The organism is Actinosynnema sp. NPDC091369 (assembly GCF_044757065.1).
Lineage (GTDB): Bacteria > Actinomycetota > Actinomycetes > Mycobacteriales > Pseudonocardiaceae > Actinosynnema.
Genome location: NZ_JBIVUG010000004.1, coordinates 266,523 through 287,072, shown reverse-complemented (window position 1 = coordinate 287,072; position 20,550 = coordinate 266,523). Strand labels below are relative to the sequence as shown.

At 72.7% G+C, this 20,550-nt stretch carries 15 protein-coding genes; 10 read left to right on the top strand and 5 right to left on the bottom strand.

The genetic code is table 11. The features are described from left to right. Positions 1 to 107: 107 nt before the first annotated feature. The 8 genes from ACIQMJ_RS17835 (at position 108) to ACIQMJ_RS17800 (ending at position 12,167) form a co-directional block, all read left to right on the top strand. Entirely contained in the window at positions 108 to 1,589 is a 1,482-nt protein-coding gene (locus ACIQMJ_RS17835) for a sugar transferase (protein ID WP_499762062.1), read from the top strand. Between the two features lie 53 nt (positions 1,590 to 1,642). Next, positions 1,643 to 2,707 carry a Gfo/Idh/MocA family protein gene (locus ACIQMJ_RS17830; protein ID WP_499762061.1) on the top strand — a complete coding sequence of 355 codons (1,065 nt, stop codon included), beginning with the start codon at positions 1,643 to 1,645 and terminating at the stop codon, positions 2,705 to 2,707. A gap of 26 nt (positions 2,708 to 2,733) precedes the next feature. Further along, on the top strand, positions 2,734 to 3,726 hold the full coding sequence (locus ACIQMJ_RS17825; protein ID WP_499762060.1) for an NAD-dependent epimerase/dehydratase family protein: 993 nt from the start codon (positions 2,734 to 2,736) through the stop codon (positions 3,724 to 3,726). After that, positions 3,723 to 4,880, top strand: a complete 1,158-nt coding sequence (locus tag ACIQMJ_RS17820) for a DegT/DnrJ/EryC1/StrS family aminotransferase (RefSeq protein ID WP_499762059.1) — start codon at positions 3,723 to 3,725, stop codon at positions 4,878 to 4,880. The genes ACIQMJ_RS17825 and ACIQMJ_RS17820 overlap by 4 nt, the downstream gene beginning before the upstream one ends. A 165-nt stretch (positions 4,881 to 5,045) precedes the next feature. Then, positions 5,046 to 9,887: a DUF4082 domain-containing protein gene (locus ACIQMJ_RS17815; RefSeq protein WP_499762058.1), complete on the top strand. Its 4,842-nt coding sequence runs from the start codon at positions 5,046 to 5,048 to the stop codon at positions 9,885 to 9,887. Next, positions 9,884 to 10,537, top strand: a complete 654-nt coding sequence (locus ACIQMJ_RS17810; RefSeq protein ID WP_499762057.1) for a NeuD/PglB/VioB family sugar acetyltransferase — start codon at positions 9,884 to 9,886, stop codon at positions 10,535 to 10,537. Before ACIQMJ_RS17815 ends, ACIQMJ_RS17810 begins: the two co-directional genes overlap by 4 nt. Further along, entirely contained in the window at positions 10,537 to 11,628 is a 1,092-nt protein-coding gene (locus ACIQMJ_RS17805; protein WP_499762460.1) for a DegT/DnrJ/EryC1/StrS family aminotransferase, read from the top strand. Before ACIQMJ_RS17810 ends, ACIQMJ_RS17805 begins: the two co-directional genes overlap by 1 nt. Then, positions 11,625 to 12,167, top strand: coding sequence for an acyltransferase (locus ACIQMJ_RS17800; protein WP_499762056.1), 543 nt, complete (start codon positions 11,625 to 11,627; stop codon positions 12,165 to 12,167). Before ACIQMJ_RS17805 ends, ACIQMJ_RS17800 begins: the two co-directional genes overlap by 4 nt. A gap of 131 nt (positions 12,168 to 12,298) precedes the next feature. Here the strand turns inward: ACIQMJ_RS17800 and ACIQMJ_RS17795 are convergent, their stop codons facing one another. Next, entirely contained in the window at positions 12,299 to 13,633 is a 1,335-nt protein-coding gene (locus ACIQMJ_RS17795; protein WP_499762055.1) for an O-antigen ligase family protein, read from the bottom strand. Continuing rightward, a complete protein-coding gene (locus ACIQMJ_RS17790; RefSeq protein ID WP_499762054.1) occupies positions 13,630 to 14,505 on the bottom strand; it encodes a hypothetical protein in 876 nt (291 codons plus the stop codon). The genes ACIQMJ_RS17795 and ACIQMJ_RS17790 overlap by 4 nt, the downstream gene beginning before the upstream one ends. Positions 14,506 to 14,598: 93 nt before the next feature. Here ACIQMJ_RS17790 and ACIQMJ_RS17785 point away from each other — a divergent pair, with 93 nt between their 5' ends. Then, positions 14,599 to 15,558 (top strand): TolB family protein, encoded by a 960-nt coding sequence (locus tag ACIQMJ_RS17785; protein ID WP_499762459.1) that lies wholly within the window; start codon positions 14,599 to 14,601, stop codon positions 15,556 to 15,558. Positions 15,559 to 15,727: 169 nt separating this feature from the next. After that, complete coding sequence (locus tag ACIQMJ_RS17780; protein WP_499762053.1) at positions 15,728 to 16,813, top strand: acyltransferase family protein; 1,086 nt, start codon at positions 15,728 to 15,730, stop codon at positions 16,811 to 16,813. Here the strand turns inward: ACIQMJ_RS17780 and ACIQMJ_RS17775 are convergent. Genes ACIQMJ_RS17775 through ACIQMJ_RS17765 form a run of 3 tightly spaced genes read right to left on the bottom strand, consistent with a single transcriptional unit; the run spans position 16,791 to position 20,508 of the window. Then, positions 16,791 to 18,008, bottom strand: coding sequence for a rhamnosyltransferase WsaF family glycosyltransferase (locus ACIQMJ_RS17775; protein WP_499762052.1), 1,218 nt, complete (start codon positions 18,006 to 18,008; stop codon positions 16,791 to 16,793). The genes ACIQMJ_RS17780 and ACIQMJ_RS17775 overlap by 23 nt on opposite strands. Next, complete coding sequence (locus ACIQMJ_RS17770; protein ID WP_499762051.1) at positions 18,005 to 19,462, bottom strand: lipopolysaccharide biosynthesis protein; 1,458 nt, start codon at positions 19,460 to 19,462, stop codon at positions 18,005 to 18,007. The genes ACIQMJ_RS17775 and ACIQMJ_RS17770 overlap by 4 nt, the downstream gene beginning before the upstream one ends. Then, positions 19,459 to 20,508, bottom strand: coding sequence for a glycosyltransferase (locus ACIQMJ_RS17765; protein WP_499762050.1), 1,050 nt, complete (start codon positions 20,506 to 20,508; stop codon positions 19,459 to 19,461). Before ACIQMJ_RS17765 ends, ACIQMJ_RS17770 begins: the two co-directional genes overlap by 4 nt. Positions 20,509 to 20,550 lie beyond the last annotated feature (42 nt).

Sequence of the window (20,550 nt, the reverse complement as noted above, 5' to 3'; positions counted from 1 at the left end):
AAGGCGAGAAATCGCCCACCGCACATTCGCAACACGCCACGCGGGTCCGTCGGGGATGCCCTGCGCACGAGCACGTCCGGAACCGGCCAACCCGGGGGAGCACCACGATGAGCGAGCAGGTCCAGCCCACGCGACACAGACCCGTCGCGGGGGTCGGCGCCACCCATCGCACCACCAGTCCCACCGTGGGCAGCTGGGAGCCCGCCTACCGCTACGGCGTGATCGCCGCCGACGTCCTGTCCACGGTGCTGGTCGTCGTGCTCGCCGGGTTCGTCCTCTCCTCCCGGCACGCCTCGTTCGGCCCGCTGCCCCTGTTCGCGCTCGAAGCGGTCACCGTCGCGGTGGTCGTCGGGTCGCTGTTCCTCAACCGGGTGTGGAACCCGATGGTGCTGGGGCAGGGCGCGGAGGAGTTCCGCCGCCTGGGCCGCGGCCTGTTCGGCAGCCTCGTCGCGCTCGGCCTGGGCGCGCTCGCGGCCGACCTGCCGGGAGCCCGCCTGTGGGTGTTCGTGGTGGGACCGGCCGTCGCGCTGGTCGCCTTCCCGGTCCGCTACCTGCTGCGCCGCCCGCTGCACCGCGCCCGCGGCGAGGGCCGCTGCCTGCTGCCGGTGCTGGCCGCGGGCAACCTCGACACGGTCACCGACCTGATCGGCCGCACCCGCCGCGCGCCGCACCTGGGCTGGCGCGTGGACGCCGTGTGCACCGTGGACGGCCGCGCCGAGATCGGCCTCGAACTGGACGGCGTGCCGGTCGTCGGTCGGTTCGGCGAGCTGGGCGAGCAGGTCCGCCGCGGCGGCTACCGGATCGTCGCGGTCACCGCCGACGCCTACTGGACGCCGCGCCGGTTGCAGCAGCTCGCCTGGGACCTGGAGGGCACCGGCACCGAGATGGTCGTCGCGCCCGCCCTGATGGACTTCGCCGGGCCGAGGCTGCACGTCACCGGCGTGCTGGGGATGCCGCTGCTGCGGGTGAGCGAACCGTCGTTCACCGGTTTCCGGCGCGTGGTCAAGACGGCCGTGGACAAGGTCGGCTCGGCCCTGCTGGTCGCGCTGCTCACCCCGGTGCTGCTGACCGTCGCCGTGGCGATCATGGTCGACACCCGCGGGCCGGTGCTCTACAAGCAGCGCCGCGTCGGCAAGGACGGCGTGCCGTTCACCATCCTCAAGTTCCGCACCATGGTGACCGACGCCGACGCGCTGCGCGCCAAGCTGCAAGCGGTCAACGAGGGCGCGGGCGTGCTGTTCAAGATGCGCCGCGACCCCCGGGTCACCGCCATCGGCCGGGTCCTGCGGCGTTACTCCCTGGACGAGCTGCCGCAGCTGTTCAACGTCCTCACCGGCGCGATGTCGCTGGTCGGCCCGCGGCCTCCACTGCCGGAGGAGAGCGCGAAGTACGGGCCCGCGATGCGCCGCCGGCTGCTGGTGAAGCCGGGCCTGACCGGGTTGTGGCAGGTCTCCGGGCGCAGCGACCTGTCGTGGGAGGAGTCCGTGCGGCTCGACCTCCGGTACGTGGAGGAGTGGTCGCTCGCCCTCGACGCGCTGATCTTGTGGAAGACCTTCCGCGCCGTGTTCGGCGGCCAGGGGGCCTACTGATGTTCCGCCGACGCACGTCTCCCAGCGGAGGCGGTCAGGAGAGGGAGAACCGAATGGACCAGCCGATCGGCATCGCCGTGATCGGCGCCGGCTACTGGGGGCCGAACCTGGTGCGCAACGCCCAGGCCACCCCCGGCCTGTCGCTGCGCTACCTGTGCGACCTGGACGTCGAGCGGGCCCGGCGCGTGCTGGGCGACTACTCCACCGTCCGGGTGTCCGGTTCGCTGGACGACGTGCTCGCCGACCCCGCGGTCGACGCGGTCGCCATCGCCACCCCGGCCGCCACGCACCTGCCGGTCGCGCTGGCCGCGCTGCGGGCGGGCAAGCACGTGCTGGTGGAGAAGCCGCTGGCGGCGAACTACGCCGACGGCCTGGAGCTCGTCCGCGAGGCCGAGGCCCTGGGCCTCACGCTGATGCTCGACCACACCTTCGTCTACACGCCGACCGTGCAGCACCTGCGCCGGCTCGTGCGCGGCGGCGAGATCGGCACGGTGCAGTACCTCGACTCGGTGCGGGTCAACCTCGGCCTGGTGCAGCCGGACGTCGACGTGTTCTGGGACCTCGCGCCGCACGACCTGTCGATCTTCGACGCGATCCTGCCCGACGGGGTGCGCGTGACGCGGGTCGCCGCGCACGGCTCGGACCCGATCGGCGCGGGTCGCGCGTGCGTCGGCCACCTGACGCTGGAGCTGTCCGACGGCGTGCTGGCCCACGTGCACGTGAACTGGCTGTCGCCGACCAAGATCCGCACCATGATCGTCGGCGGCTCCCGCCGCACGGTCGTGTGGGACGACCTGAACGCCGTGCAGCGGCTGTCCGTGCACGACCGGGGCGCCGACCGCATCGAGGACGACGAGGACCGCCGCCAGGCGATCATCTCCTACCGGCGCGGCGACACCGTCGCGCCCGCGCTGCCGGAGAAGGAGGCGCTGCGCGGGATGATGGCGGAGTTCGCCGCCGCGATCACCGAGAAGCGCGCGCCGCTCACCGACGGCTGGTCGGGCCTGCGCGTGCTGGCCACCCTCGAAGCCGCCTCCGCGAGCCTCGCCGCGGGCGGGGAGTTCGTCACCGTCGCGCGGGTCGACCACCCGACCGCGCTCCAGCTCGCCACCGCGTGACCCAGCAGATGGAAGGAACAAGCACCATGTCGGACGCCGCCCAGCCGATCACCGGCCAGCGCGCCCTCGTCACCGGAGGGGCGGGCACCATCGGGTCCGCGGTGGTGGACCGGCTGCTCGACGCCGGTGCCGCCGAGGTGGTCGTGCTGGACAACTTCGTCCGCGGTCGTCGGGAGAACCTCGCCGACGCCGCCGCGCTCGCGGGCGACCGGCTCACCGTGGTCGAGGGCGACATCAACGACCGGGCCCTGCTGGCCGAGCTGAGCACGGGCACCGACCTGGTGTTCCACCTCGCCGCCATCCGGATCACGCAGTGCGCCGAGGAACCCCGGCTCGCGCTGGAGTGCCTGGTCGACGGCACGTTCACGGTGGTCGAGGCCGCCGCCGCGGCGGGCGTCAAGAAGGTGATCGCCTCCTCGTCGGCGTCGGTCTACGGGCTGGCCGAGGAGTTCCCGACCACCGAGCGGCACCACCCGTACAACAACGACACGTTCTACGGCGCGGCCAAGGCGTTCAACGAGGGCATGCTGCGCAGCTTCCACGCCATGCACGGCCTGGACTACGTGGCGCTGCGCTACTTCAACGTCTACGGCCCGCGGATGGACGCGCACGGCAAGTACACCGAGGTGCTGATCCGCTGGATGGAGCGCATCGCCGACGGCAAGCCGCCGCTGATCTTCGGCGACGGCGCGCAGACCATGGACTTCGTGCACGTGCACGACATCGCCCGCGCCAACGTCCTGGCCGCGACGGCCCCGGTGACCGACCAGGTCTACAACATCGCCAGCGCCCGGGAGACCAGCCTCAAGGAGCTGGCCCACGCCCTGCTCGTCGCGATGGACTCCGACCTGCCGCTGGAGCACGGCCCTGAGCGCGCGGTCAACGGCGTCACGCGCCGGCTCGCCGACATCTCCGCCGCCGCCCGCGACCTGGGCTGGAAGCCCGACATCGAGCTGGTCGACGGCCTGCGCGGGCTGGTCTCGTGGTGGCAGTCGGCGATGGCCGAGGTGTCGCGGTGATCCCGGTGATGAAGCCGTGGCTCGGCCCGGAGGAGGCGGAGGCCGCGTCGGCCGCCGTGCTGTCCGGCTGGGTCGCGCAGGGACCGAAGGTCGCCGCGTTCGAGGACGCCTTCGGCCGCCGCGTCGCCGCCCTGCACGCCGTCGCCGTGTCGTCGTGCACGACCGCGCTGCACGTCGCGCTGCACCTGCTCGACGTGCGGCCGGGTGACGAGGTCGTGGTGCCGTCGCTGTCGTTCATCGCCACCGCCAACGCGGTGCGCTACTGCGGCGCCACGCCGGTGTTCGCCGACGTGGAGCCGGAGACGGGCAACCTGTCCGCGGCGACCGTCGAAGCGGTGCTCACCGCGCGCACCCGCGCGGTGATCCTGGTGCACCAGGCGGGCGTGCCCGCCGACGTGGACGCGATCCGCGCGCTGTGCGGTCCGCGCGGCGTCACGGTGGTGGAGGACGCCGCGTGCGCCGCCGGGTCGACCTACCGGGGCGTGCCGGTCGGCGCGGACGCCGAGATGGCCGCGTGGTCGTTCCACCCGCGCAAGCTGATCACCACCGGCGAGGGCGGGATGCTCACCACGAACCGCGCCGAGTGGGCGACCCGGGCCAAGCGCCTGCGCGAGCACGGGATGAGCGTGAGCGCGGCCGAGCGGCACAGCGGCGGCGGCGCGGTCGTGGAGAGCTACCTGGAGACCGCGTTCAACTACCGGATGACCGACATCCAGGCCGCGGTCGGGTTGGTCCAGCTGTCCAAGCTGGACGCGATCGTGCGGCGCCGGCGCGAGCTGGCGGCCCGCTACCACGAGCTGCTCGCCGAGGAGCTGGGCGCCGACGTGCCGGGGCTGCGCGCGGTGCACGACCCGGAGCACGGCACGACGAACTACCAGTCGTTCTGGGTCGTGCTCCCCGACGAGGTCGCGGTGACGCGCAACGACGTCCTGGCCCGGTTGGCCGAGCGGGGCGTGTCGGCGCGGCGGGGAATCATGGCCGCGCACCTGGAACCCGCGTACGCGGGGCACCCGCACGTCGAGCTGCCCGTCACCGAGGCGTTCACCACCAGGTCGCTGATCCTCCCGCTCTACCACGACCTCACCGCCGCGCAGCAGGACACCGTGGTGGCGGAGCTCAAAGCGGCGCTGCGGCTGCCGCTGCCGTCGCACTAGGCAGTGCGCCCGGCACGGACTGCGTTCGGCGGTGCGGATCCTTCCGTTGTGGTGTAACGCGAAGCCGGCTTCCAGCGACGATCGGAGCAACGAGGCTCCGCTGGTCGATGCAGTGCACACGCGATCACCACCCGTCACGACAGCCCGTGTTCGAAAGGTGCGACCATGACCGCCGACCGGAAGCGGGCCAGACCCGTTCTCGCGGTGACCCTGCTGCGCTTGGCGGTGGTGGCCGCCCTCGTGGCGTCCACCATCGCGGTCGTCGGTCTGCTGCGCGCCCCCGAGGCCGCCGCCGCGCCGTGCGACGTGCCCGTGGTCAACAAGGTGGCCTGCGAGAACACCAAGCCCGGCACGCCGGACTGGCAGGTGTCCTACCGGGACGACGGCATCCTGGGCTACACCACCGACATCAGCACCACGCCCGGCGGCCGGGTCGACTTCAAGATGCTCACCAGCGCGTCGTCCTACTCCATCGACATCTACCGGCTCGGCTGGTACGGCGGCGTCGGCGCGCGGTTCCAGGAGCGGATCACCCGCACCACGGCGCAGAACCAGCCGCCGTGCCTGCGCGGCGAGGACGGCAGCGCGTTGATCGACTGCGGCAACTGGGCCGTGTCGCTGAGCTGGAACGTGCCGTCGACCGCGGTCTCCGGCCTGTACTACGCGCGCACCCACCGCACCGACAACGGCGCGGAGAACGAGATCGTGTTCGTCGTCCGCGACGACACCAGCACCTCCGAGGTGCTGTTCCAGACCTCCGACTCGACCTGGGTGGCCTACAACCGCTACGGCGGCAACAGCCTCTACTTCGGCGACGGCCCCGGCCAGGGCGGGCAGGCGTACAAGGTCAGCTACAACCGCCCGTACACCGGTGGCGACGGCGACGACAACTTCATCTTCAACGCCGAGTACCCGATGCTGCGCTTCCTGGAGGCCAACGGGTACGACGTCAGCTACACCACCGACGCCGACTCGGCCCGGCGCGGGCACCTGATCAAGAACCACCAGGTGTTCATGGCCGTCGGCCACGACGAGTACTGGTCCGAGGAGCAGCGGGCCAACGTCGAGGCGGCCCGGGACGCGGGCGTGCACCTGGCGTTCCTGACCGGCAACGAGGTCTTCTGGAAGCACCGGTGGGAGAAGAGCATCGACTCCTCGAAGACCGACTGGCGCACCATCGCCTGCTACAAGGAGACCAAGGGCACCCAGAACGACGGCCTGAGCGACTGGACCGGCACCTGGCGCGACCCGCGCTACCCCGACCAGGACGGCGGCAAGCCGGAGAACGCGCTGCTGGGCAACATCTTCACCGTCAACGGCCGCCGCGAGGACTCGCTCCAGGTCCCGGCCGCCTACGGCAAGATGCGGCTGTGGCGGCACACGTCGCTGAAGGACCTGCCCACCAACACGACCTACACGTTCCAGCCCGGCACGCTCGGCTACGAGTGGAACTCGGTCGAGGACAACGGGTTCCAGCCGGCGGGCGTGGCGCAGTTGTCCCGCACCACGGTGAGCATGCCCGAAGGCCCGTACGTGCTGCAGAACCACGGCGACCTCTACACCCCGGACACCAAGACCCACGCCATCACCTACTACAAGCACGCGAGCGGCGCGCTCGTGTTCGGCGCGGGCACCGTGCAGTGGGCGTGGGGCGTGGATGACGAGCACGCGTTCCTCACCAACACGCCGACCTCCGACGTGCGGATGAAGCAGGCCACGGTCAACTTCCTGGCCGACATGGGCGTGCAGGCGACCACGTTGCAGGCCGGTCTGACGCAGGCGACCAAGAGCACCGACACCCAGGCGCCGACGGTCGCGTTCACCAGCGTGCCGCCGATCTCGACCGTCAGCGCGCCGTACACGTTCTCCGGCACGGTGTCCGACCTCGGCGGCCAGGTCGGCGGCGTCGAGGTGTCCACCGACGGCGGCGACCGCTGGCACCCGGCGGTGTGGCAGGCCGGGCAGACGGCGTGGAGCTACACCTACACCCCGGGCAAGTCCGGGCCCGCGAGCCTGCGCGTGCGCGCGGTGGACGACTCGGCGAACCTGTCCACCCCCGTGGTGGCCACGCCCGGCGTGAACCCGCGCACCTGCCCGTGCGGCCTGTGGACCAACGCCGACACCCCCGACGTGCCCGACAGCGGTGACGCCTCGCCGCTGGAGCTGGGCGTGAAGTGGCGGGCCAACAGCGACGGCTACGTGCGCGGCGTGCGGTTCTACAAGGGGCCGGGCAACACCGGCACGCACACCGGCACGCTGTGGGACAAGAACGGCACCCCGCTGGCCACCGGCACGTTCACGGGCGAGACCGCGAGCGGCTGGCAGACCCTGACGTTCGCGCAACCCGTGCCGGTCACCGGCGGCGTCACCTACGTCGTGTCGTACTTCGCGCCCAACGGGCACTACTCCTACGACCTGGAGTACTTCTTCCAGCAGTCCCGCTACCTGGAGCCGCTCACCGGCCCGAAGAACGGCGAGGACGGCCCGAACGGCCTGTTCCGGTTCGGCGGGCCCGGCTTCCCGACCCAGTCGCACTGGGGCAGCAACTACTGGGTGGACGTGGTGTGGGCGCCGGACCCGGGCCCCGACCAGCGCGCACCGCTGCGGGTGTCCACCACGCCGGTCGACGGGGAGGGCACGGTCGCGCTCACCCCGGTGATCTCCGCGACCTACGACGAGGCGATCGCTCCCGGCTCCGCCCAGTTCACCGTGACCGGGCCGAACGGCGCGGTGTCCGGCGCGTCGGCGCTGTCCCACGAGAACCGGACCGTGACGTTCACGCCGAGCCAGGCGCTGACCCCGAACACCGGCTACGCGGTGGCGTTGCGCGTGTCGGACGCGGCGGGCAACCAGACGCCGCAGTCGACGTGGTCGTTCACCACCGGCGCGACCCGGCCCTCGACGTGCCCGTGCACGATCTGGGACGACTTCGCCCGGCCCGCCGTGTACGCGGCCGACGACACCACACCGATCGAGGTCGGCACCAAGGTCCGCTTCAACGGCAAGGGCGAGGTGCTGGGCGTCCGGTTCTTCAAGGGCACCGGCAACACCGGCACCCACACCGGTTCGCTGTGGTCGTCCACCGGCCTGCTCCTGGCCACCGGCACGTTCACCAACGAGAGCGCGAGCGGTTGGCAGAAGCTGACGTTCGCCTCACCGGTCGTCGTGCAGGCCAACACGACCTACGTCGTGTCCTACTACGCGCCCAACGGCCGCTACTCGGTCAGCCCCGGCCACTTCACGGGCCAGGGCGCGAGCTACGCGGGCCTGCGCGCGCTCGCCGACGGCGTCGACGGGCCCAACGGCGTGTACCGCTACGGCAGCGGCGGCGGGTTCCCCGCGGCGTCGTACAACGCGACGAACTACTGGGTCGATGTCGTCTACCGCAACGGCCTCAACGGCGACACCACCCCGCCGACGTTGACGAACCGCACGCCGGCCTCGGGCGCGACGGACGTGGTCGCCGGCAGCCCGGTGACGGTGACGTTCAGCGAGCCGGTCGACCCGGCCAGCGCGCAGATCTGGCTGACCGACCGGCGCGGCGCGCAGCTCGCCGGCTCGGTGTCGCTGTCGGGCGACCAGCGGACCGTCACCTGGACGCCGTCGGGCAAGCTGATGCCGCTCACCCGGTACACCGCGAGCGTGCTGATCGCCGACGTCAACGGCAACCCGATGCCCGACCCGGTGACGTGGTCGTTCACCACCACCATCGTGGTGATCTGCCCGTGCTCCCTGTTCAGCCCGGCGACCGTGCCGACGGTCACCTCGGCCGACGACGGCGGCGCGTACGAGCTGGGCGTGCGGTTCACGCCCACCGCGGGCGGCCGGATCACCGGCGTGAAGTTCTACAAGGGCACGGCCAACACCGGCACGCACACCGGCACGCTGTGGTCGCCGACCGGGCAGCGGCTGGCCACCGGCACGTTCACCGGGGAGACCACGTCCGGGTGGCAGACGCTGACCTTCGCCACGCCGGTGTTCGTGTCGGCGGGCCAGACCTACACCGCCTCGTACACCACGACCACCGGCCACTACGCCGTGGACGCGGGCTACTTCGACGGCTACTCGGTGTCCAGCGGGCCGTTGAGCGCGCCGTCGGGCCTCGACGGCGGCAACGGGGTCTACCGGTCCGGCGCGGGGTACCCGACGAGCTCGTACGCGGGCGGCAACTACTGGGTCGACGTCGTGTTCGTGCCCAACGAGGACAACACCCCGCCGGTCGTCAACGGGCGCACGCCGCTCGACGGCGCGGGCGAGGTGGCTCGCACGTCGCCGCTGACCGCGGCGTTCGACGAGCCGGTGGACCTCAGCACGGCCCGGTTCTCGCTCGCCGACTCCGGCGGCGCGACGATCGCGGGCACGCTGTCGCTGTCGGCCAACCAGCAGCAGGTGACCTGGACGCCGGCCGCGCCGCTGGGCGGCGGCATGACCTACACCGCGAGCCTGCGCATCGCCGACGTCTACGGCAACCTGATGACCGCGCCCGCGACCTGGTCGTTCACCACGACCACGGACGGGGACTGCCCGTGCTCGCTGTTCAGCGCGGCGACCGCGCCCACCGTGGCGGCGGCCGACGACACCGGCTCCTACGAGCTGGGCGTCCGGTTCGTGCCGTCGGTCAGCGGGTCGGTCACCGGCGTGAAGTTCTACAAGGGCGCGGGCAACACCGGCACGCACACCGGCACGCTGTGGGACGCGGCGGGCAACGCCCTGGCCACCGGCACGTTCGCGAACGAGACGGCCACCGGCTGGCAGGCGCTCACGTTCTCCTCGCCGGTGACCGTGATCGCCGGGACGACGTACGTGGCGTCCTACACCGCGCCCAACGGCCGGTACTCCGTGGACACCGGGTACTTCATGGGCAACGCCGTGACCAGCCCGCCGCTGAGCGCCCCGGCGACCGCCGAGGGCAGCCGCAACGGCGTGTTCCGGTCCGGCCCCGGGTTCCCGGAGTCGTCCTACGCGGGCAGCAACTACTGGGTCGACGTCGTGTTCACCACCGGATGAGCGCACCCCGACCGCTGCTGCTGGTGGGTGGCGGCGGGCTGGCCCGCGAAGTCCTCGCGGCCGTCCGCCTCCTCCCCTCGCTGTGGCGACCCGTGGGCGCGCTGGACGACGATCCGGCGCGGCACGGCGCGGACCTCGACGGCCTGCCCGTCCTCGGCGGCACGGACCTCGTGCGCTCGACGGACGCCGCGGTCGTGGTGTGCGTGGCCAACGCGCACCGGCCGCGCGGCCGGCTGGACCTCGTCGCCCGGCTCGACCTGCCCGACGAGCGGTGGGCGACGGTGGTGCACCCGGCCGCCTCGGTGGCGGTCGGCGCGGAGGTCGGGCCGGGTTCGGTCCTGCTGGCCGGCGCGGTGGTGACCGCGCCGCTGCGCCTGGGGGCGCACGTCGTGGCCATGCCGCACGTGCTGATCACCCACGACGACGAGGTCGGCGACGGCGTCACGTTCGCCGGCCGCGCGTCGCTGGGCGGTGCGGTGCGGGTGGGGGAGGCCGCGTACCTCGGGCAGGGCAGCGCGGTCCGGGAAGGCGTGACGATCGGGGCGGGGGCGGTGGTGGGCATGGGTTCGGTGGTGCTCGCCGACGTGCCCGCCGGTGAGGTCTGGGCGGGCAACCCCGCCCGGAGACTGCGAGAGGGGAGCGGTTCGTGATCGACATCCCGCTGGTGGACCTGCGCGCCCAGCACGAGCAGGTGGCCGACGAGGTCGCCGACGGCTGGGCGGAGGTGCTCAAGAACACCTCCTTCGTCGGCGGGCGGCAGGTCGGCGAGTTCGAGGCGGAGTTCGCCGCCTACCAGGAGGTGCCGCACTGCGTCGCGGTCGGCAACGGCACCGACGCGATCGAGCTGGCGCTGCGCGCGTTGGACGTCGGTCCGGGCGACGAGTGCGTGCTGCCGGCCAACACGTTCATCGCGACCGCGGGCGCGGTGGCCCGGACCGGCGCGACGCCGGTGCTGGTGGACTGCGTGGCCGAGACCGGGCTGATCGACGTGTCCCTGGTGGCGGAGGCCGTGACGTCGCGCACGAAGGCCCTGCTGCCGGTGCACCTGTACGGGCAGGCGGCGCCGGTCGAGGAGCTGCGGTCGTTCGGCGTGCCGATCGTGGAGGACGCGGCGCAGGCGCAGGGCGCGCGGCGGCACGGCGTGGCCGTCGGCGGGCTCGGCGACCTCGCGGCGACCAGCTTCTACCCGGGCAAGAACCTCGGCGCGTACGGCGACGGCGGCGCGGTGCTGACCACGTCGGCCGAGCTGGCCGCGGCGGTGCGGCTGCTGCGCGAGCACGGGTCGCCGCGCAAGTACGAGCACTCGGTGGTCGGCTTCAACAGCCGGTTGGACACGCTGCAGGCCGTGGTGCTGTCGGCGAAGCTGCGCCGGCTGGAGGGGTGGAACGAGCTGCGCCGCGCGGCGGCGGACCGCTACTCGGCGCTGCTGGCCGACGTGCCGGGCGTGACGCCGCCGGTGGTGCTGGCGGGCAACGTGCCGGTGTGGCACCTGTACGTCGTGCGCGTGCCGTCCCGGGACCGCGTGCTGGCGTCGTTGCACGAGGCGGGGATCGGCGCGGGCATCCACTACCCGACGCCGGTGCACCTGACCGGCGCCTACGCGCACCTGGGGCACGTGCCGGGCGACTTCCCGGTCAGCGAGGCGGTGGCGGGGGAGATCCTGTCGCTGCCGCTGTTCCCGGAGATCACGGTGGCGCAGCAGGAGCGCGTGGTGGCGGCTCTGGCGGAGGCCGTGCGATGAGCGATGTCTTCGTGCACCCGAACGGCCTGTGCGAGAGCGCGGACGTGGGCGACGGCACGCGCGTGTGGGCTTTCGCGCACGTGCTGCCGGGCGCCCGGATCGGCCGGGACTGCAACATCTGCGACGGCGCGTTCGTGGAGGGCCGGGCGGTGCTGGGCGACCGGGTGACGGTGAAGAACGGCACCCTCGTGTTCGACGGCGTGGTGTGCGAGGACGAGGTGTTCCTGGGGCCGAACGTCCTGTTCACCAACGACCTGCGCCCGCGTGCCGCGATCAAGCGCACCGGCGACGCCCTGCTGCCCACGGTGGTCCGGCGCGGCGCGACCCTGGGCGCGGGCACCGTGGTGGTGTGCGGGGTGGAGATCGGCGAGCACGCCTTCGCCGCCGCGGGCTCCGTGATCACCAAGGACGTCCCGGCCCACGCCTTCGTCGCCGGCAACCCCGCCACCCTCAAGGGCTGGGTCTGCTCCTGCGGCCAACGCCTGGACTCCACCTCCACCTGCCCCGACTGCCACACCCACCACCCCGACCTCGCCTGACCCCTCGCGTGAGTCGAACCCCCGGGTCCCGCGTGTCGAACGCTCAGGACCCGAGAGTCCTACGCTCAGGTCGCGTGAGTCCTACGTTCAGGACCCCTGAGTTCAACGCTCAGAACACGCGACCCGGGTGTTCACGCCTCTCGGGACGCGGGAACGAGCGCCGCCCGCCGGCGCTCCTCCCGCGCCACCCGCAGCAACGCGCCCGTCACGCCGATCATGGTGAACACCAGGCCCGTCGCCACGCCGAACCCCAGCAGGTCGAACGTCACCGACGCGATCCCGCCCGCCACCACGCCCGCCACCAGGGCGCTGGCGAGGCTCCGCAGCTGCTCGTCCCCGCTGATCATCCGCACCCGGATCGCCGCGAACGCCGCCGCCAGGAACATCCCGATCAACGCGAACAGCCCCAGGTACCCGTTCTCGATCAACGTCAGCAGGAACTGGTTGTCCAGGATCGTGTACTTCGTCGGCAGGTACGTCCCGAACCCGCGCCCCAGCAACGGGTTCAGGTCGATCTGCTCCCACGCCGCCTCGTAGTCCGCCGTGCGGGCCTTCACGCTCGGGTCGTCCTCGATGTTGGAGAACATGCCCCGCAACGTGCCGAACAGCCCCGGCACCACCAGGCTCGCCCCGAGGAACGACCCACCGCCCACCACCGCCGTGGTGATCTTCCGCCGCCGCGGCAACGTCATGATCATGATCACCGCGCCCACCGCCATGCCCAGCAGCGCCGTCCGCGACAACGACGTCAGCGCGCCCAGCCCCACCAGCGCCAGGCACGCCGCCCACCGCACGTGCGGCGTGCCGTCGTCCCGCGCCTTGAACAGGTAGTGCACGCCCAGCGGCACGGCCATCGCGCACACCAGGCCGAACTCGATGGGGTGGTTCGTGGTGCCGGTCGGCCGCCGGAAGATCGACCGCGCCTCCATCGCCGAGTACCCGTTGTCCTGCACCCGCAGCCCCGGCAGCGACACGTACGACGCCAGGTCGACGCCCAGCCCGAACTGCACCAGCCCCACGAACGCGATCACCGCCGCGCACGCCAGCAGCAGCCGCAGCACCCGGTCCAGCCGCTCCTTGGTGCGCACGGCGTCGCACACGAACACCGCGACCGCGATCATGGACGTGATTCGGATGATGCTGCTGTCGGCCACGGTCAGCTCGTCGGTCGGCAGCCACCGCCGGGTCGCCACGCCGTAGGTCGCCAGCTGGGACGCCAGGTACAGCGCCACGGCCGTGCGCACGACGTTGCGCCCCTTGCCCATGCCGACGGTGTCGACCATCTGCCCGGACACCCACAGCACGCCCAGCAGCAGCGCCACCACGAGCGCGGGCGGCAGGGTCATCGGCACGAACGAGAGCACCAGCCGGGCCGGGATGATCAGCAGCGCCAGCAGGAACAGGCTCACCAGCGTCGCGCCGTCCGCCCGCCGCCGCACCGGCAGGAACGGCTCGGACGCGGTCAAGGCCGGTCGTCGGTGGTCGGCCACGCGGGCGCGCCCGGTCGGCCGGTGCGCGGACCCGGCGCGGCGATCTTCACCGTCTGCTCGCTGGCCGTCGGCTGCGGGCGGCGGACCGGCGGGCCGGGCGGACGGCGTGGCGCGCCGTTGGTGGACGGCGGGGGACCGGCCGCCGGGGTAACAGCCACAGGCGGAACTGCCACCTCCGCCACCTCGGCCTCGCCCTCCTGGGCCTCACGCCGGCGGCGCAGGTGGTTGAGCACGCTGTCCCCGCCGAACGTCGCCGCCGTCGTCAACAGCATCAGCAGCACGAACGCCGCACCCGCGTACCGGACCTTGCCGCCGATCTGCGCCTCCGCCGTGGTCGGGTTCACGATCACCTGCGAGGTGATGAACGTCGACGCGGGCGCCTTCAGCGCGGTCTGCTGCTCGTCCAGCTCCTTGGTGGCGAACTCCATCACCGTGGTCACCAGCCGCTCGGCCGCTTCCGGTGTGCTGCCGTCCGCGGTCACGAACAGGAACGGCCCGCTCTGCCCGCCGCCCGCCGCGGTGAAGTTCTCGGTCGACTCCTTGTCCAGGCCCAGCGACTCCTTGCGGGTCTTGGGGTCGGCCAGGATCTGCGCCAGGATCTGCGCGGTGGTGGTGAGGCTGCCGTCGAACGCCAGCAGGGGGTTCACCTGCACCGCGTCCTCGGGCGACAGCTTCTCCGAGAACGTGCCGCCGGACGCGGGCGAGGTGAGCACCATGACGCCGGTGGACTGGTAGCGCGTCGGGATGGACAGGAACACGCCGGCGGCCACGGCGACCGCCGTGATCGCCGCCGGCAGGGCGATGTACCACCGCCTGCGCAGCGTTCGCACGGCGCCCCAGAAGTCCATCCGCTCCCCGATCCACGTTTACCCCGCGTGTGTGCGCGCACGGTGTTGTTACTCTGAAATCGGCCGACTCGCGCCTAGTCGTTACAGGTGGTGATGGACTTGGGCTACCGGCGGGTCGTGTTCGCCGTCGCGGCCATCGTACTGGTCGCGGGGGGCGCGGTGGTCTACGTGACGTCGGTCGTGCGCGACACCTCACCCGTTGCGGTGACCTCGGTCGACGGCGACCTGATGTTCGTGGCGCTGGCCGACGGCCGCGACCGGGTCGAGCAGGTCCGGTTGGCCGAGCCGGGCGCCCGCGGCGGGACCCCGATGGCGTGCCGGCGCGTGTACCGGGCCGGCGGGACGACGGTGTGCCTGAAGCTGGCCGGGCCGGGGCCGACGTACGCGGCCGAGGTCTCGCGGGACGGCGCGGTGGTGCGGACCGTGCCGCTGCCGGGCGTGCCGAGCCGGGCGAAGGTGTCGGCGTCGGGCCAGGTGGTCACGTGGACGTCGTTCGTGACCGGTGACTCGTACGCGGTGCCCGGCGGGTTCTCCACCCGGACGGGGTTCCTGGATCTGCGCGCCGGCGCGGTGGTGGAGTCGCTGGAGGGGTTCACGGCGGTGGTCGAGGGACGGCCGCACGCCCCGCAGGACGTCAACTACTGGGGCTTGACCGTGGCGGGTGACGACCGGACGTTCTACGCGACCCTGGCCTCCGGCGGGTACACGTGGCTGGTGAAGGGCGACCTGGTGGAGCGTCGCCTGGAGTCGTTGCGCCGTGACGCCGAGTGCCCTTCGCTGTCGCCGGACGGCACGAAGGTCGCCTACAAGAAGCGCATCGGCCGGCTGGGTCCGTGGGAGCTGGCGGTGCTGGACCTGGCGACCGGGCAGGAGCGCAGGCTGCCCGGCACGGCCGGGGTGGACGACCAGGCGACCTGGCTGGACGACGAGCGGCTGGCGTTCGCCGCCGTGCCGAAGGACGCCGAGCTCGCGTCGATCCACGTGGTGCCCGCCGACGGCTCCTCCTCCGCCGTGCCGGTGATCCCCGACGCCACCTCGCCGTCCCCGGTGTGACCTCCGGTTAACGCCTCCCGCAGCGTCGCGATGTCCTGTCGTCACAGGAAATCCTGCTGCACCGGAGGCGGAAGTTGTTATTCCTTCCTGAAAACGAATACCCGACCGCAAGAATGGTATTACGTGGCAACGGCAGTACGGCCCGGTCCGCCGCTCGGACCACGTGCCGATGACGAACGCGCCGGCACCCGCCCCGACGGTCCCACCGGTGCTGCCCGCCCGGTTGCCGTCCCTCACCGGGTTGCGCTTCCTCGCCGCGTTCGTCGTCTTCGGCTTCCACGTGCACGCCGGCGGCCTGTTCGCGGGCACCGGCGCGGAGGGCGTCCTGGCGGCGGTGTTCGGGCAGGGGGCGACCGGCGTCGGGTTCTTCTTCCTGCTGTCCGGTTTCGTGCTCACCTGGTCGGCGCGGGAGGGCGTGCCGGCGGCCGTCGGCAGGCGGCGGAGGGCGGCCCGGGTCCTGCCCAACCACGTGGTCGTCTGGGTGGTCGTCTTCGCGGGCCTCGCCTGGCTGGGCGGCGTGTCGGTGCTCTCGGGCGTGCTGGGGCTGTTCCTGCTCCAGGCGTGGGTGCCGGTGCAGTCGGTCTACTTCGGCGTCAACACGCCGGCGTGGTCGCTGTCGTGCGAGGCGGCGTTCTACACGGCGTTCGCGTGGCTGCTGGCACGGGTGGACCGCGTGCCGCACAAGAGGCTCTGGGCGTTGGCGGTCGGCCTCGTGGTCGCCGTCGTCGCCGTCCCGGCGGTGGCGCTGCCCCTGCCGGACCACCTGGAGTACTGGTTCGTCTACGTCTTCCCGGTGACGCGGGCGCTGGAGTTCGTGCTGGGCATGGTGCTCGCCCGGATCGTGCGCGCGGGCCGGTGGCCCCGGCTGGCGCTGTGGCACGCGGGCGCGCCGGCCGTCGCCGGGTACGTCGCCTCGGGCCACCTGCCCGGCGCGTTCGGCTACGTCGCGGGCACGGTCGTCCCGCTCGCGCTGCTCATCCCGGCCGCCGCCACGGCCGACCTCACCGGCTCGTGGTCGCCGTGGCGCCACCGCGCGGCGGTGTTCCTCGGCGAGATCTCCTTCGCCTTCTACCTCGTGCACCAGGCGGTGCTGCGTGCCGCGGAGGCGTTCGGGCCGCACGACGTCGCCCTGGCCGGCGCGATCGGGATCTCGCTCGCCGCCCTGGGCGTCTCGCTGGCGCTGGCGTGGCTGCTGCACCGGCTCGTCGAACGGCCGGCGCAGCGACGCCTGGTCAGGCCGACAGCTCCCGCCTGAGCACCTTCTCCAGCTCGTGCCCGGCCGCGTCCCACGACCGGCCCGACACGCTCGCCGACGCGGCCCGCGCCACCGCGCCGAAGTCCGGCAACGCGACCACGTCGGACAGCGCGCGGGCCAGGTCGTGCGGTGTCGCGGGCGCGTAGCGGACGTGGTCGTTGTCCAGCACGACCCGGTTGTGCACGGCGTCGTTCACGACCGGCAGGCAGCCCGCGGCCAGCATCTCGTGCGGCACCAGCGACACGTTCGTCATCGACAGCGTCAGGCCCGCGTAGCACCGGTTGTAGACGTCGTTGAGCCGATCGGGGGTGACCAGGCCGTGGTCGACGTGCCGCGGTCCCAGCGACCCGATCTTCTCGCCGTAGGTGTGGATCGCGACGTCGGGGTGGCGTTCGGCGAAGACCTCCAGCGCCAGCAACCCGATCTCGATCGCCCGCCGGGGCGCGAGCCGCCGCGCGTAGAACACCACGCCGTCGCGCGGCACGCCGTCGAGCAGGTGGTAGCGGTCCGCGTCGCACCCGAAGTCGAACGAGTCGGCCGCCATCCCGGTCTCGGCCCGCAGCTTGTCGGCCAGGAACCGGCCGGCGGTGAAGCCGTGGAACCCCATCCGGTAGGTGTTCTCCGCCAGCGCGGACAGCCCGCCGACCGGGAAGAACCACGGCTCGTAGTCCTGCACGAGGTAGAACCGCCTGCCCGCGCACGGGTCGTTGAACGCCGGGTAGGCCGTCATCCACGCGGTGGCGAACACGGCGTGCGCGTCGGCCATCCCGTCCAGCACGTCGTGCACCGACCCGCGGAACCCCGGGAACGCCGACCTGATCACCGGCTCGTGGTCGGCCGCGCGGCTGCCGTACACGTCGTACAGGTACAGCCGGCACGTGTGCCCCGACGACTCCAGGTGCTCGATCAGCCGGAACATCGTGGTGTGCCCGCCGGAGCCCGGTGACGGCGGCGTGCTGACCCAGTTGATCGTCATCCGCCCGTCCGGGGGCACGGGCGGCACGACCACCGGCCGCGGCGCGCCGATGTCGGCCGCGCGCACGTCCTCCCACCGCACCGGGAACACCTCGGCGTCCGCGCCGAGCCGCCGCGCCGCCCGGCCGAGCGCCCGCGCGCCGACCTGCCGCACGCCCTGCTCGCGCACGATGCGCGTGACCTGGTGCGCCCGACGCCGCAACCGCTGGACGACCCTCACGCGCCACTCCTCCGCAACAGGCCCAGCACCTCGTGGCGCAGGGGGAACACCACGGCCGCGTACGCCAGCGACGCCAGCGCGCCACCGACCAGCAACCGCCACAGCGCGCCGTCGACCACCCACTGCACGCCGGACGCCACCACGACCATCACCACGCCGCCGAGCACCGGCCGCGCGACCGCCGCGCCCAGCACCCGTGCCCGCAGCCCGTAGGGCCGGAACGCGACCAGGTACGCGGGCACGATCACCACCAGCACCACCACGCTCTGCGCCAGCGCCACGCCCCGGATGCCGTCCACGTGCGCGCCCAGCGCCAGCAGCGGCACGAGCGCGGCCAGCCACACCAGGTGGATCACCAGGATCGCGCGCGACCGCCCCGCGCTGGCCAGGTAGTCGTAGCCCAGCTCCAGCGCCACCCGCAGCGCGCCCAGCAGCACCAGCAGCGCCAACGCCTGCGCGGCCGGCGCCCACCGCTCGCCGTACACCGTGCGCACGAGGGGGTCGGCCAACGCCGCCAGCAGCACGCACGCGGGCACGGTCACCAGCGCGAGCAGCCGCAATGCACGCGCGAAGGTCCGCGAGAACAGCTCCGGATCATCCCTGACCTGCGAGAACGCCGCCAGCGACACGCTGCGCACCGGCTGCGAGAACGCGCCGACCGGCCAGTTCGCCAGGTTGAACGCGAGCAGGTAGAAGCCCAGCGGCACGGTGCCCAGGACGCTGCCGACGATGATGTAGTCGACGTTGAGCACCCCGAACACGAGCAGGCTCGCGCCCGCCAGCGGCAGCCCGAACGCCAGCAGCCCGCGCGCCTGCACCGCGTCGAACCCCGGCCGGTAGCGCTTCGGCGTGCAGGCGAACATCACCACGGCGGCCACCAGGTTGGTGGCGATCCGCGACCACGCCAGGCTCCACGCGCCGAAGCCCATGAGCGCCAGCACCACCACCACGGCCGTGCCGACGACGAACGCCGACGTGTCGGCCACGAACTTGTGGTCCTGCCGGAACTCGCGCTGGAGCAACGCGCCCGGCACCGCCGACGCGCCCGCGATCACCAGCGAGAACGACATGAGCTGGATCACGCCCGTCGCCTGCGGCGTGTCCATCGCCGCGGCGAACCACGGCGCGCCGAGCACGCAGACCAGCGCGAGCAGCGCGCCGGACGCGATCGACAGCGTCGTCACCGTGGGCGCGAGCTCGTCGACCGGCCGTTCCGCGCGCACCAGGGCGACGCTCACGCCCATCTCGCTGACGCTCAGCACGACGTTGAGCACCACCAGGGCGACTGCGAACACGCCGAACTGCTCGGGCGCGATCAGCCGGGCCAGCAGCACGCCCACGCCCACCTGGCTGAACCGCTGCACCAGGCTGTTGACCGCGCTCCAGCGGATCGCCGAGGAGACCTTGCGCCGCAGCTCGGGCCGCTCGGTCCCCGGTGGCTCCACGGCGGTCACCGGCCGCGCCACTTCCAGACCTGCTTGCCGACGAGCCCGGCACCGCGCTTGGCCAGGTGGCTGCCCACGAACAGCTGCGTGCGGCTGCACACCCCCGGCCCCAGCGCCCGCCGCCGCCGCAACGCCCGGTACTCGGGCAGTCGCTCCACGTCGGAGCACACCCGCCGGGCGAACGCCTCCAGCTCGTCCACCGGGATCTCGGCCAGCCGGTCCCGGTCGTAGGCGCGCACGGCCCGCCACAGCGCGTCCTTGGCGATCGACCGGTTGGCCAGCGACCGCAGCTTGGGCGGCAGGTCGGGGTGCTCGGCGAAGAACCGCTCGAACACGGCCTGCCGCTGCTCCAGGTCGGCGAACAGCGACGAGAACCGCGTGCGCATCATGCTCTGCTGGTGCACGCGGTAGTACGCGGCGGGCTTGCCGCGCACGTACCCGATGTCGGACACCGCGGCGATGCGCATCCACATCTCCAGGTCACCCGCGTGCGGCAGGTCGGGCCGGTAGCCGCCGACCTCCTGCTGCACCGACGTGCGCACCACGGCCTCGGGGGAGGACAGCACGTTCTGCCCGGTGCGGCAGCGGGCCTCGATCCAGTCCACACCGGACCAGACCGTGCGACCCGCCGGAGGAGCCACCACGGACGGCAGGTCGTCGTGGTCGGTGTAATAGACGACACGTCCGTACACCATGCCGACGTTCGGGTGGGCCTCGAAGACCTCGGCGGCGCGGGCCAGCGCGCCCGGCGCGAGCAGGTCGTCGGCGGACAGCAGCACGGTGTAGTCGGCCTTGGCCCACTCCAGCAGGCCCTCGTTGTAGGTCGCGATGTGACCGCGGTTGACCTCGTGCCGGCGGCCCTCGACCCGGGGGTCCCGCGTCAGCTCGGCCACGACCTCGGGCGTGTCGTCGCTCGACGTGTCGTCGATGATCAGCACCCGCACGTCGACGCCGGGTTGGTCGAGCACGCTCTTCACGCACGCGCGCAGGAACCGCGCGTAGTTGTAGCAGGGGATGACGACGTCGACCGTAGGTCGTGCCGGTGGCTCAGTCACGACCTAGACATCGTGCCCGGCCGCGGATCGTTAACGGCCGGG

Bases quoted from the DNA above. Each gene is read 5' to 3' on its own strand.
- ACIQMJ_RS17835 (WP_499762062.1), top strand. From the start codon at position 108: ATGAGCGAGCAGGTCCAGCCCACGCGACACAGACCCGTCGCGGGGGTC.
- ACIQMJ_RS17830 (WP_499762061.1), top strand. From the start codon at position 1,643: ATGGACCAGCCGATCGGCATCGCCGTGATCGGCGCCGGCTACTGGGGG.
- ACIQMJ_RS17825 (WP_499762060.1), top strand. From the start codon at position 2,734: ATGTCGGACGCCGCCCAGCCGATCACCGGCCAGCGCGCCCTCGTCACC.
- ACIQMJ_RS17815 (WP_499762058.1), top strand. From the start codon at position 5,046: ATGACCGCCGACCGGAAGCGGGCCAGACCCGTTCTCGCGGTGACCCTG.
- ACIQMJ_RS17810 (WP_499762057.1), top strand. From the start codon at position 9,884: ATGAGCGCACCCCGACCGCTGCTGCTGGTGGGTGGCGGCGGGCTGGCC.
- ACIQMJ_RS17800 (WP_499762056.1), top strand. From the start codon at position 11,625: ATGAGCGATGTCTTCGTGCACCCGAACGGCCTGTGCGAGAGCGCGGAC.
- ACIQMJ_RS17790 (WP_499762054.1), bottom strand. From the start codon at position 14,505: ATGGACTTCTGGGGCGCCGTGCGAACGCTGCGCAGGCGGTGGTACATC.
- ACIQMJ_RS17785 (WP_499762459.1), top strand. From the start codon at position 14,599: ATGGACTTGGGCTACCGGCGGGTCGTGTTCGCCGTCGCGGCCATCGTA.
- ACIQMJ_RS17780 (WP_499762053.1), top strand. From the start codon at position 15,728: ATGACGAACGCGCCGGCACCCGCCCCGACGGTCCCACCGGTGCTGCCC.